This window comes from Pseudoalteromonas sp. SCSIO 43095, assembly GCF_023650455.1.
GTDB classification, from domain to species: Bacteria; Pseudomonadota; Gammaproteobacteria; order Enterobacterales; family Alteromonadaceae; genus Pseudoalteromonas; species Pseudoalteromonas tetraodonis.
In genome coordinates this window covers 2762133-2775006 of sequence record NZ_CP087995.1, presented here as the reverse complement: position 1 = coordinate 2775006, position 12874 = coordinate 2762133, and the positions used below count along the sequence as shown (strand labels likewise).

The following is a 12874-nucleotide window of genomic DNA, read 5'->3' as shown; positions in this document are numbered from 1 at the left end:
TTAAAGTGCCTGTATGGTATTTATTCAAACAAACGTTAACGAATTTCGTCAGGAATGTTTTGTTGTGCCCAAGAAAGTAATTCAATACGGTTACGACATTTAGTTTTTCTAAATGCACTGTATAAATGAGTTTTAACCGTATGCGGGCTAATACTTAACTCTTCAGCAATTTCTTTATTTTTAGAACCATTACTCATTAACGAGATAATTGCTTTTTCACGCTTCGTTAGCTTTATTGGTTCAATATCACCATCAGTTAGCTTATGCAGGGCGTCTTTATTAAATTGCAGCATGCGGTTAAGTGCATTACACATAATGTCACGACGATACCAAAGCTGATCTTCGAGTAATAAACGAATCCCTTTCATGAGTACATCGGCATTATCTGTGGTGTAAAATACACCACGAATACCGCTGAGTAGTGCGCGATTAGCAAGCTCTGGGTTTTCATCTAAATTGAACAACACAATATCGCACTTGATGCGTAAGTTAACGAGTTGCTCTTTTAGCTTTGTCCATGCGTCTTTACTTGATGTTTCAATGAACAATAAGCGAGTACCTACCGGAACATCTAAAATATTTGTACCCGTAGTTACGTCAAGGCCTTGTGTTTTTAACAATGGTTCTAAAACGTTAATACCAATAGTGTTAATTGGTTCTTCATCTAACAACAAAAAGGCTGAACTGCTCATGTTTTTTTACTCTTTTATAAAGCTGGCTAATTAATTTTACCACAATCCCTACACACCTTTTGTATTAGAGAATCGTTATTTCACTGGAGAAAAGGTGCGATTTCCGATTATTTAAACATAAAATGTTGCAAATAAGTAATTGTTTTTTTTCGTGTAGTAAGAAAAACGCCGTATTTTTGATTTTTTAAACTAATCTAAGATTTAACTAAGCACTATAGCGCCGTTTTTTTAGTTTCTTGGTATGGAGGCCAGCCCATTTCTTTACCTGCGAGCATATGTAAATGTATGTGATACACAGTTTGGCCACCATGTTCATTACAGTTCATCACAACGCGGTAGCCGTCATCGCTAAAGTTGTGTTGCTTGGCCAGTTTTGCGGCGACCGTGTATAAATTACCAACTAAATGTGAGTTTTCATTATTTATATCATTTATAGTGGCAATTGGTTGCTTGGGAATAATTAATACATGAAATGGCGCTTGAGGATTAATGTCTTTAAACGCTAGCGTGTCATCGTCTTCGTAAATAATATCGGCTGGAATTTCGCGATTAATAATTTTAGTAAAAATAGTCTCTTGGCTCATAATGATGACTCTAATTTATTTGATTAATATATGTGTCACTAATGACAAATTTTGCTAGCAGTGTCAAACTGAAATCAACTAAAGGAGTAATTATGCGTAAATCAATATTATTAGGCAGTGTAGCGGCGCTCTTACTGAGTGCATCGAGTTTGGCAGAAAATATTCACTTTCCTGAGGAATTTGTTCCTTTGCAAGTGGGTGACCGAATAATTGAAAGTTCGCTTTTTAGTCGTGTTGATGATGTTGAATTAGCACCGGGTACTTATCAGCTAAAACTTAAATACACAGATTTATATGACTTAGGTTATGACGATCATGAAGTGATTGAATCAGAACCTTTTTGGGTGAATGTAACCATTGAAGCGGGTAAAGATTACACCTTAGTATTTAATCGTGCTGAAAATGCGGTAGCGGCAAAAGTATTTGCTGAAGCACCGCAAGTGAGTTTAAAAGCAAAAGGCAGCACCTTAGCTAAGCCATTAAATATTATTGCCGAACGACAAGTTCAAAGCGCACAGTTTAACCAGCAAACAACAGCAACCCCAGCGGGCCCGCAAAAACCGAGTCGTCCCATTAAACCGATTACGCCAATTAATGGAAAAGGCATGCCAAGTGCGGCAAATATGCTCGACTTTTGGTGGCAACAAGCAACGCTCGCTGAAAGGCAGGCTTTTTTAGATAAAGTAACAAAATAATTAAGCATTAAAAAAGGGCCAAATTGGCCCTTTTTAGTTTATTGGTAACGCTATTATTTATTCAAATAACGCGTCAATGGTACCTTGTGCAAGTGGGTGATAACCTGGACGTGCTTTTAAGTACACGCTTTGTGCCCAGTCTTTTTTACCATGTGTAATAAGTGCTTTGTAAAGTGGCACTATTAGCTTACGACGACCAATACCCGATAAGTGTTTATCAAGCGCAGGGTAAATCGGTTGGTAACCGTTACCCACTGCTAGCATGTACCATGCAAATGCGCGTTCTGCGTTAGTTGATTGGGTTAAGTTAAACTCGCCGTCTAATTCAGTCATTTTTTCAATGCTTAAATCGCGCGGTAGGTTATTTAAAAAGTGCAGCCACTCATGCACTGTCCAATTTGCAGTAGGTAATTGTGCGGCAGTTGTATCCCCCTTTAACCATGCTTGTGTTGCAGCATCTACTTTATCGAACGCATCAGAGGTAGGGTTAGGTGCATCACTTGGTAAACCAGGCTCAAAAATCCACTCGTTTACTTTATCCATGCTCACTACACCAGGGTACTTTTCAATTAAGTTAGCTTTGATGTAAGTCACAAATTGCGCAGTGGTTAGTGACTTAAACGCAAATTCATTAAAGTAAGTTTTAACAAAGTCATCAAACTTATCACGGCCATATTTTTCTTCTAGGTAGATTAAAAATAGCTGACCCTTTGTGTAAGGCACTGAGCTAAACGCATCATCTGGATCGCGACCATTAAGTTTTAAATTAAGGCGAGTGTCTGGTGCATCAATGGTTTTAAGTTGCGCACGCAGGCCAGCTGCATCAAGCGCTTGCTCCATTACTGCACGGTCGCGACCAAATACTTCTTCCATAATGCGGTTTTCAACATAAGAGGTAAATCCTTCGTTTAACCATAAGTCTTCCCATGTGGCATTGGTTACTAAGTTACCAGACCAAGAGTGAGCAAGCTCATGTGCAATCAGGTTAACGAGGCTTTTATCGCCAGCAACAACGGTTGGGGTAATAAATGATAGACGCGGGTTTTCCATGCCACCAAATGGGAAGCTAGGCGGTAGCATAAGTAAGTCATAGCGACCCCAAGCATATTCACCATACATCGCATTGGTTTTGTCGATCATCGCTTGGGTGTCATTAAATTCAGCAACTGAGGCATCCAAAATAGTCGGTTCAGCAAAAATACCGGTTTGTTTAGACATCGCTTTAAATTCTAAGTTACCAGCACCAATCGCAATTAAGTAAGGCGAAATTGCTTGTGGCATATTGAAGTGGTAATCGCCGTCTTTATAAAGGGCATCTTTATTATCGGCACTCATTACCGCACGCACATCTTCAGGGGTATGAATACGTGCAGAATAAGTCACACGCATTGCCGGTGTATCTTGCACAGGGATCCAACTACGTGCATGTATCGCTTGCGATTGACTATACATAAACGGGTGCGTTTTACTGGCTGTTTGCTCTGGCGTTAACCACTGTAAGCCCGACGCTTCTGGGCGACTGTTGTAGTAAATACGGACTTTTTCAGCTTGGCTTTTAAATGTAATGGTTAGTTTTGAGCCTTTAACATCGTCGCGATTAGCAAGGTTAAAACTGGCTTTATGCCAATTGCCATTGGCTGTTTGATACATCACTTTATCAATATCAAGATCGCGGGTATCAAGTACTAGCTTTGTGCTTTTCGCGTTTTGCCATTGTAGCGTATGCTCAACAAAACCTTCTAATTGCTTGTCGGCAAAGTCGATGTCTAAATCAAGGTTTAAATGCGTGGTGATAACATCATCAAGGTTGGCGTAGGAATTTTGATCAATAGCGCTAGCCATTGCTTGCGAGCACATACCGGCCATAACGAGGCTTAAAAAAAGAGGTTTGATTTTCATAATTACCTTGAGTACAAATAAAAAAGTACCCGTTTTATAACATGATTGCCACAGTGGGTTGAACAATTTTTACAAGCTGATGCGCAATTTGCGACGATGAGTTAAACTAGAGCGATTAATTACTGGTACCTTTAGGACCCTTGTGGCGCACTCATTACAACCCCTACATACATTTGCATTAAGTAGCCAATGCCAAAATTTTATTGAGATCACCGACTCAGCGCAGCTTCAAACTCAGAGCTTTAACGCGCCTTTTTGTCTGTTAGGGGAGGGCAGTAATACCATTTTTTTAAATGATTATGCTGGCACGGTTATTAAAATGGCGACCCAAGGAATTAATATTACTGAGCGGGAAAATGATTTTTTAGTCAGTGCGGCTGCCGGTGAAAATTGGCATCAATTAGTGACTTACTTGCTTGAGCAAGGCATAGCAGGGTTTGAAAATTTAGCACTCATACCAGGCACTGTCGGTGCTGCGCCAGTGCAAAATATTGGTGCCTACGGTGTAGAGATTGCGCAATTTGTAGAAGCTATTGACTATTTTGATATTAATAGCAACTGCTTCAAATCTTTAACTAATCAGCAATGCCACTTTGCTTATCGTGAATCGGTTTTTAAACACGCGTTAAAAAATAAAGCGGTGATCACCCAAGTGCGCTTTAAACTGCCAAAAATATGGCAACCAGTACTCAGTTATGGACCGCTACAACAACTAAAAAACCCGACGCCACAGCAAGTATGTGAGCAGGTGATACAAACACGCAATAGCAAACTCCCAGACCCTTATAAACTAGCTAATGCTGGGAGTTTTTTTAAAAACCCAATTATTACCAATGCTGCGTTAGTGCCGTTACTTGCGCAGTTTCCTGAGTTACCTCATTACCCACACGGAGCCGGTCATCATAAAGTCGCAGCGGGGTGGTTAATAGAACAAGCGGGATTAAAGGGATATAAGATTGCCGGTATTGAAGTGCATCAGCAGCAAGCTTTGGTGCTCGTTAACCATGGTCACAGTACAGGGGATGATTTGATCAGCATGATCACCCATATTCAAAACACTGTTTTAGCGCGCTATAACATAAGCTTAGAACACGAAGTGCGGTTAATTGACCAACACAATGAATGCCATATCTCTTTGGAGCAATTAGCATGAAAGCACCTGATGGAAACAAGCTAGCTATTTTAAATGCGCTTAATAAAGGCGGGTTTGTCTCTGGGCAAGCTTTAGGAGAGGAATTAGGAATTAGTCGTGCCGCTGTTAGTAAACACATTCAAAGCCTACAAGCTATGGGCTTAGATGTATTTAAAGTTACAGGTAAAGGCTATTGCTTAAATAACCAAGTAGGGTTACTTAATCAGGAAAAAATACAACAGCTTTATGCTGAGTTAGGGCAAAATACCGCTAATATTGAAGTGCAGCCGCTCATTGATTCAACTAACAGCGAACTAATGCGCCGCATTCAGGCTAAAACACCACTTCAGTCGGGCACGGTAATCGTTGCCGAAATGCAGCAAGCAGGGCGCGGGCGTCGAGGGCGTGTATGGCAATCGCCATTTGGTGCCAACTTATACTACAGCTATTTTTGGCGATTAGATGATGGTTTACAAGCCGCTATGGGTGTATCGATTGCTGTTGGTTTAGCGGTGTATGATGCGATAAAAGCACTTTATGGTATTGATGTAGAGTTAAAGTGGCCAAACGACATTTACATAAGCAAACAAAAGCTCGCTGGCGTATTAGTTGAATTAGACGGGCAACCACAAGGGCCGTGTCAGTTGGTGATAGGAATTGGTATTAATTTAAATATGCCACAAAGTGCCAGTCAGCACATTGACCAAGCATGGACAGACTTAAGTCAGCACACTCAGCAGCTAGATAAAAATCAACTAGTAGCTTCATTAACTTATTGGTTAGAGCAGCGCTTAGCGCAATATCGCAAGAACGGCTTACAAACTATGTATCAACAATGGAATGCATTAAATGCGTTTGCAGGCGAGCAGGTAGAGCTTAATACTGGGCATCGTAGTTGGCGTGGCATTTGTGAAGGTATAGATGCGCACGGTGGTGTACGTATTCGCCAAGACGGCGAAGTAAAAAGTTATTATGGCGGCGAGATTTCATTAAGAAAGGCGCAAGCATGAGATTGTTAATTGATGTAGGTAATACTTCGCTCAAAGCCGTATTGTGGGAAAACGGGCAAATACAGCCATGTGATATTAATAATATTTTATGGCAGCAAATTACGGTTGTTATTTACGCTTGTGTTGGTCGTAGCGAGTTACTTAAACAATTATTAGCGCAAGCCAAAACGCATAATATTGATTGTTTTGAGGCTACGGTTAGTAGTGAGCTTGGTGGGTTGCGCTGCGCGTATCAGCAAGTAGGTAATTTGGGTATAGATAGATGGTTGGCGCTTATTAGCGGTTATACGCTTTACCCTAATATGGCTGCTATTGTTGTTGATGCTGGTACGGCTACCACTATAGACGTTCTCAATAATGATGGGCAGCATCTAGGAGGCTGGATATTACCTGGGCTTGATTTGATGACCTCATCACTCACTCAAAATACTCAGCGGGTATTTGATGATGCAAACACGCCATTTGCTAATGAGCTTGGAAAAAACACCCCTAATGGGTTAAAAAACGGAGCCTTAGTGGCAACTATGGGGGCCATTGAGCAAGCAAGATTGCATTTAAAGACAAAAAATAGCCTTTTAATTTTTGCGGGTGGTTATGGTCAGCTGTTACAAGGGCATTTTTCACAGAGTATTTTCGACCCAATGCTAGTAATGAAAGGCTTAAATTACTGGTATGAGTTAGCTAAAAAGAGTTAAAAACAACAAAAAAACAGCTTTTTGCGCGAATAGTGAGCATTTGAAGCGTTAAATCACATTTTTTTTAATTTTTTGGTTGCATCCCAATAAACCTTACTCTAGAATCTCGCCCCGTACTAAAGCAGTGCCGACTTAGCTCAGCTGGTAGAGCAACTGACTTGTAATCAGTAGGTCAACCGTTCGACTCGGTTAGTCGGCACCACTTTCCTTTTACCGGAAGTGCTTAGTAAAGAATTATCGTGGAGGGGTTCCCGAGCGGCCAAAGGGATCAGACTGTAAATCTGACGGCTCAGCCTTCGCTGGTTCGAATCCAGCTCCCTCCACCACTTTATTCTAGACGGTTAGAGGTAGTTTAAGAACAGGTTCCTTAAAGCGGGCATCGTATAATGGCTATTACCTCAGCCTTCCAAGCTGATGATGCGGGTTCGATTCCCGCTGCCCGCTCCAATTTGATGATGCTGATATAGCTCAGTTGGTAGAGCGCACCCTTGGTAAGGGTGAGGTCGGCAGTTCAAATCTGCCTATCAGCACCAGTCAATCGAATCGCCTTAAACACTTCCTTTATCTGTCAGAAAAAACTATTTGAAATTTGAAAAAATTAACTTAATCTACCTATGGTGGATTATTTTCATATGTAATCTAGATACACAAAACTGATAGGTTCCGTCATGGCAAAAGAAAAGTTTGAACGCGTAAAACCGCACGTAAACGTTGGTACAATTGGCCACGTTGACCACGGTAAAACTACACTAACTGCAGCAATCACTAACGTACTTGCAAAAGTATACGGCGGTGTTGCTAAAGATTTCGCATCAATCGATAACGCTCCAGAAGAGCGCGAGCGTGGTATCACAATCTCAACTTCTCACGTTGAGTACGATACACCAACTCGTCACTACGCACACGTAGACTGTCCTGGACACGCCGATTATGTTAAAAACATGATCACTGGTGCTGCTCAAATGGACGGCGCTATCTTAGTAGTTGCTGCGACTGACGGTCCTATGCCACAAACGCGTGAGCACATCCTACTTTCTCGCCAAGTTGGTGTTCCTTACATCGTTGTGTTCATGAACAAATGTGACATGGTTGATGATGAAGAGCTACTTGAGCTAGTAGAAATGGAAGTTCGTGAACTTCTTTCTGAATACGACTTCCCAGGTGATGACTTACCACTAATTCAAGGTTCTGCACTTAAAGCACTTGAAGGCGAAGAGCAATGGGAAGCAAAAATCGTAGAGCTTGCAGAAGCACTAGATTCTTACATTCCAGAGCCAGAGCGTGACATCGATAAGCCATTCATCATGCCTATCGAAGACGTTTTCTCAATCCAAGGTCGTGGTACTGTTGTAACTGGCCGTGTTGAAGCTGGTATCATCAACGTGAACGACGAAGTTGAAATCGTTGGTATCAAAGAGACGACTAAGTCTACTTGTACTGGTGTTGAGATGTTCCGTAAGCTTCTTGACGAAGGTCGTGCTGGTGAGAACATTGGTGCACTTTTACGTGGTACTAAGCGTGAAGACGTTGAACGTGGTCAAGTACTAGCTAAGCCTGGTTCAATCAAGCCACACACTACATTCACTTCAGAAGTATACGTACTTTCGAAAGATGAAGGTGGTCGTCATACTCCATTCTTCAAAGGTTACCGTCCACAGTTCTACTTCCGTACAACTGACGTAACAGGTGACGTACAGTTACCAGAAGGCGTAGAAATGGTAATGCCTGGTGATAACGTTAAGATGACAGTAACGCTAATCGCACCAATCGCGATGGACGAAGGTCTTCGTTTCGCTATCCGTGAAGGTGGCCGTACTGTAGGTGCTGGTGTTGTAGCAACTATCGTAGAGTAATAATTAGCCTAGCTAATTAATACGAAAAACCCGAGCTTAGCCTCGGGTTTTTTAATGTCTGCAATTTACTTCATGTGAAGGTGGCGCTCTTACCTTAGGGGTAGGTGCTTTGTAGCAACTATCGTAGAGTAATAATTAACGTTTAAGTTAATTGTTAGAAAAAGGTCACTTAGGTGGCCTTTTTTAATGGCTGCGATTTACATCATGTGAAGGTGGCGCAGTTACCTTAGGCGTAGGTGCTTTGTAGCAACTATCGTAGAGTAATAATTAGCCTAGCTAATTAATACGAAAAACCCGAGCTTAGCCTCGGGTTTTTTAATGTCTGCAATTTACTTCATGTGAAGGTGGCGCTCTTACCTTAGGGGTAGGTGCTTTGTAGCAACTATCGTAGAGTAATCATTAGTTGTAATGCATTAAGCATTAATAAAACCCGAGCTCAGTCTCGGGTTTTTTAATGTCTGAAGTAAAAGTATTCATGTTATCGCTGTAACAAAGTAGGAGCATGAACTTAATTAGTTAGTAACCAGCATTCTTACGTAATTCATCAAGCATATCTTGGTTACCCATCATTTCGTCAAGCGTTGCCCTGACTGCATTGTCAGAGGTATTGTCATAAACTGAAAGTAGATGCTGTGCCATTTGCTTTGTATAGCCATCTTGTTTATTTTGAGCTTGGTAGTATTGCGCCATCAACCCTTGTGCAGCTAAGCGACGGATATAATCATTCGTGTCTTGTTCTAACAAGATTGTAAATTGCTCTGCAAGGCGGTAATCAAGTACCGGTGTCTGAGTTGTTAACTCAACAGCTTGAATTTTAAATTTTTCGTCACTACTGTTGTTCGCTAAATTTAACATGTTACCTACTACTTCATAGTCATACTCGGGCATAGTAGATTTATTTAGAATATACATATTCATTTGCAGTTGGCTCAGTGCAGCTAACCTATTTAAATCAGAGATGCTTGGATCTAAAGTTTGCTCTCTTAATTGAGAGTTTATTTGTTTAGCATAATCAGGTTCTGATTTGATCCTTAAATCATAGTCTTCTGGTAAGTCTGCATAAAAGCTATAAAGAGGATTTTGCTCACGTCGTTTTTCATCTTCTTGCTGCTGTTTTTCCTCTAGTACGTCAAGAACAAGTTCCTTAAATTCGTCGGTATCTTGTTCTTGATAAGAGCCATTAGCGTGCAGTGTTAAGTTTGCTACTTTGCGTTGTAGCGAACTTACTTTCTTGCTTAGTTCGTCAATTAAGGCTTCATTTGATTGCTGATATTCTGCAGGAGTACTATTAGAAACTGTGGGGCTTAGCTGTTGCTTGGGTTTATTAAGTGAACTGGGCTGATCTTTAAAAAATGTTCCGTAGCATGAAATTACCAAGGCAAGTGTTGCTATAGTAATCGCAATAGTTCCTTTGTTTATAGTCATAAAATAATCTGCCTCTAAAATGGGTAATTCATCTGTTTTCGAAATATAAGTCTGTTAAAAAATGTGTTAAACGAGGATGAAATATACGGGTTAATTAAGAAGGCGGGGCGTGAGTGGCAAAATACGGTGTTTAAATTGGCTATAAGCGCTAGACCTAAGCCTAGCGCGTAAAGCTTAATGCGATTTTGCGTATTGCTCAGCTTGCTTCCACACTCTTAGTGTATTACCGCTTAAAATCTTTTTAATATCGCTGTCGCTGTAACCTCTGTCCATCAAACCTTGAACTAGGTTAGGGTAGCTAGATACATCCTTTAAGCCGATAGGCAGTGAGTCACCTACACCGTCATAATCAGAGCCAATACCAACATGTTCGATACCAATTAGCTTCACAACGTGATCAATATGATCAAGAACTTGCTCAAGGCTAGCAAATGGAAATGGATTTTTAGCGCGGTACATCGCATCAAAATCTTTAGCTACTTTTTTGCCTTCTTCAGTAATTGTTTGTTTTTTACTTTTGAATTGATCGTACCAACTTCCGGCTTTTGAAGTAACAAAACTTGAACCAAAGTTAATTTGAATCACACCACCGTTCTTTTTAAGGGCTAACAGCATGTCGTCATTCATATTACGCTCAAAACCCGGCGTGTATTTACGTAGTGAAGAGTGTGACGCAATAACGGGTGTGTTAGACAATTCCATTACTTGATAAAATGCATCGTCCGAAATATGCGATACATCAATCAGCATGCCGATATTATTCATCTCTTTTACTAGCTCTTTACCAAATGGGCTCAAGCCTTTCCACTTGCGACGAATATCGTATGATGAGTCAGATATATGGTTGCTTTGTGAGTGAGCAAGGGTGATATAGCGCACACCACGATCAAAGAAGTGTTGTAGGTTTTTCATTTCGCCCTCGATAGGCGAGCCGTTTTCCATACCCATGGCGATTGATATTTTATTGTCCTTAAACTGTTGCTCAATATCTTGTGTTGAGTCAGCAATGGCAAACTTGTCAGGTGCACGTTGTGCAATCGCTTCCATACCATCAATCAGTTGATTCGCTAATTGAAAGCTTTTTCCTTTGCCTTCAAACTCTAAATGGGCAGGAATATAAATCGACATAAATGGCGCGTTTAAGCCGCCTTTTACTGCACGAGGGTAATCAAAATCGCCGCCCTCAGTGGCTTTAGTTACATCCGCCCATTTATCATGAATGCGGTAAGGCACATCAATGTGGGTGTCGATTAAAATGGTATCGTGAGCAAGCTTGATTGCTTTATCCGAGGGGGTTATTTCAGCGCTGACTGCGCCGGTTAATGCAATCGACATTGCAGCAACTAGTGAGCTTAGTTTTATCATTTATAACGGCTCTTTGAGTTAAAAAAACCATTGTCTATTTTTACGTCGTGTCTGACAAGTTTACTCGTCGAATTGCGCTTCACTTTGCAATGCTTTGAATTCACGTTTAGAGATTATGGTGACCGATTCGTGCAGTTCAGAGAAAAACACCATAGCTTCGCCGCTTTTTAATTGCTGATTAACTTGCGCCACTTTACTTTCAATACTGAATTCTTGTTCGCCATAATCTGTGCCTTCACGCAGTACATAGCTTTCAATTAGGTTGTACAGTGTGTCTTTATCAAGTTGTTCAAAAGGAATAATCATAGTCACTCATTATCGGTGTTATTAAATACACATTGCTTAAAATAGTCAGGCACTACTTGCTCTAGCCAATACACGGGCTTAAGTGGATTGTTACCGCTAATAAAGCCAACGTGGCCGCCTTTTTCAGAGATACGCAGCGTAACATGCTCACTTACATCCTGACTACTTGGAACCGCTTTAATCGACAGCATAGGGTCGTCTTTGGCATGAATAATTAGTGTAGGTGTCGCAATATCTTTTAAATATGGCATCGCACTGGCTTTTTTGTAGTAATCGTGTGCATTCTCAAAGCCATGCAACGGTGCTGTAAGCTGGTTATCGAACTCTAATAAATCGTCAATTTCCATTAATTGATCAGTGGTGATCGGTATCTGCTGTTTAATTTGCGGTAATTTACGTTGCATCGATTTTTTCATTCGATCGAGCAAATATTTTTGATAAATTTTACCTAAGCTTTTACGAATAACATCACTAGATGATGATAAATCATAGGGCGCAGATATCACGGCAGCTGCGTTAAGCGGGCAGTGAATGTTTTCTTCGCCTAAATACTTAGCCAGTACATTACCACCCAATGAAAAACCCACCGCTACAATAGGGCGATTTGGAAACTGTTGTTTTAAATGATTTATAAAAAAAGCTAAATCGGCGGTGTCGCCACTATGGTAGGCTCTTGGTAAGCGGTTTACTTCGGTTGAGCAGTTTCTAAAGTGCATCAATACGACAGCAAAGCCTTGCTTTTTTAATGCCTTCATCATGCCTTTGGCATAAAAACTGTTGATATTGCCTTCAAGTCCATGAAGTACCACTGCGAGTGGTGCTTTTTCGTTATGCGGGAGTGACCAAGCAAGCTCAATAAAGTCTCCGTCGGGCGTATCAAGTTGCGCAAGTTCGTAGCGAGTATGATGAAAAGGGCGGAAAAAACGCGGTATTATGGTTTGAACGTGTCGGTTGGTCATCCACCATGCAGGTTTGAACTTAGGGATCATGTCTGTACTACGCACTTTGCAATTAACGAAGCGCTAGTGTAGCAAATTTTTTATATTTAAAAATAAAAAGCGCCTAATCAGTAAACTAATAAGGCGCTTTGTGCGTCGTGCTTAATGCTGTTCTTTAATATCTGCATCGTGTACTTTTTTCATGAAAAAATACACAAAGAAGAGGCATAAACTAATAACGACGCCTAAAAATCCAAATGATAAAAATAGTACTGGGTCG

The 12874-nt window shown here is 40.8% G+C and carries 12 protein-coding genes and 4 tRNA genes; 9 read left to right on the top strand and 7 right to left on the bottom strand.

The window, feature by feature from the left end; all coding sequences use genetic code 11:
- Positions 1 to 35 precede the first annotated feature (35 nt).
- Both LOC50_RS13145 and LOC50_RS13140 read right to left on the bottom strand, forming a co-directional pair.
- Complete coding sequence (locus LOC50_RS13145) at positions 36 to 692, bottom strand: helix-turn-helix transcriptional regulator (protein ID WP_008108518.1); 657 nt, start codon at positions 690 to 692, stop codon at positions 36 to 38.
- A 212-nt stretch (positions 693 to 904) separates the two neighbouring features.
- Positions 905 to 1276, bottom strand: a complete 372-nt coding sequence (locus LOC50_RS13140) for a histidine triad nucleotide-binding protein (RefSeq protein ID WP_013466185.1) — start codon at positions 1274 to 1276, stop codon at positions 905 to 907.
- Between the two features lie 92 nt (positions 1277 to 1368).
- Here LOC50_RS13140 and LOC50_RS13135 point away from each other — a divergent pair, with 92 nt between their 5' ends.
- Positions 1369 to 1971 carry a DUF2057 domain-containing protein gene (locus LOC50_RS13135; RefSeq protein ID WP_069438917.1) on the top strand — a complete coding sequence of 201 codons (603 nt, stop codon included), beginning with the start codon at positions 1369 to 1371 and terminating at the stop codon, positions 1969 to 1971.
- A 57-nt stretch (positions 1972 to 2028) separates the two neighbouring features.
- On the opposite strand, the gene LOC50_RS13130 is transcribed toward LOC50_RS13135, so the two are convergent.
- The gene (locus LOC50_RS13130; RefSeq protein ID WP_036980588.1) at positions 2029 to 3870 is read right to left on the bottom strand and encodes a M1 family metallopeptidase; all 1842 of its coding nucleotides are present in this window, start codon (positions 3868 to 3870) and stop codon (positions 2029 to 2031) included.
- A 142-nt stretch (positions 3871 to 4012) separates the two neighbouring features.
- On the opposite strand from LOC50_RS13130, the gene murB reads away from it, so the two are divergent.
- From murB to tuf, 8 genes are all read left to right on the top strand, one after another.
- Positions 4013 to 5023 carry a UDP-N-acetylmuramate dehydrogenase gene (gene murB, locus LOC50_RS13125; protein WP_214552924.1) on the top strand — a complete coding sequence of 337 codons (1011 nt, stop codon included), beginning with the start codon at positions 4013 to 4015 and terminating at the stop codon, positions 5021 to 5023.
- On the top strand, positions 5020 to 6012 hold the full coding sequence (birA, locus tag LOC50_RS13120; RefSeq protein WP_250653334.1) for a bifunctional biotin--[acetyl-CoA-carboxylase] ligase/biotin operon repressor BirA: 993 nt from the start codon (positions 5020 to 5022) through the stop codon (positions 6010 to 6012). The genes murB and birA overlap by 4 nt, the downstream gene beginning before the upstream one ends.
- Positions 6009 to 6707, top strand: a complete 699-nt coding sequence (locus LOC50_RS13115) for a type III pantothenate kinase (RefSeq protein WP_069438921.1) — start codon at positions 6009 to 6011, stop codon at positions 6705 to 6707. The genes birA and LOC50_RS13115 overlap by 4 nt, the downstream gene beginning before the upstream one ends.
- A gap of 126 nt (positions 6708 to 6833) precedes the next feature.
- Positions 6834 to 6909 (top strand) — tRNA-Thr (locus LOC50_RS13110).
- Between the two features lie 39 nt (positions 6910 to 6948).
- Positions 6949 to 7033: transfer RNA gene (locus LOC50_RS13105), tRNA-Tyr, on the top strand.
- Positions 7034 to 7079: 46 nt separating this feature from the next.
- Positions 7080 to 7154 (top strand) — tRNA-Gly (locus LOC50_RS13100).
- Positions 7155 to 7164: 10 nt separating this feature from the next.
- Positions 7165 to 7240, top strand: a tRNA-Thr gene (locus tag LOC50_RS13095).
- A gap of 135 nt (positions 7241 to 7375) precedes the next feature.
- On the top strand, positions 7376 to 8560 hold the full coding sequence (tuf, locus tag LOC50_RS13090) for an elongation factor Tu (RefSeq protein ID WP_036980581.1): 1185 nt from the start codon (positions 7376 to 7378) through the stop codon (positions 8558 to 8560).
- A 516-nt stretch (positions 8561 to 9076) separates the two neighbouring features.
- Here tuf and LOC50_RS13085 read toward each other — a convergent pair.
- From LOC50_RS13085 to LOC50_RS13070, 4 genes are all read right to left on the bottom strand, one after another.
- Positions 9077 to 9985 (bottom strand): hypothetical protein, encoded by a 909-nt coding sequence (locus LOC50_RS13085; RefSeq protein ID WP_036980578.1) that lies wholly within the window; start codon positions 9983 to 9985, stop codon positions 9077 to 9079.
- Positions 9986 to 10159: 174 nt separating this feature from the next.
- Positions 10160 to 11350 carry a dipeptidase gene (locus LOC50_RS13080; RefSeq protein WP_250653333.1) on the bottom strand — a complete coding sequence of 397 codons (1191 nt, stop codon included), beginning with the start codon at positions 11348 to 11350 and terminating at the stop codon, positions 10160 to 10162.
- 60 nt (positions 11351 to 11410) lie between these two features.
- Positions 11411 to 11656, bottom strand: a complete 246-nt coding sequence (locus LOC50_RS13075) for a YheU family protein (RefSeq protein WP_036980572.1) — start codon at positions 11654 to 11656, stop codon at positions 11411 to 11413.
- A gap of 2 nt (positions 11657 to 11658) precedes the next feature.
- Complete coding sequence (locus tag LOC50_RS13070) at positions 11659 to 12645, bottom strand: hydrolase (RefSeq protein ID WP_041709582.1); 987 nt, start codon at positions 12643 to 12645, stop codon at positions 11659 to 11661.
- Positions 12646 to 12874: the final 229 nt, after the last annotated feature.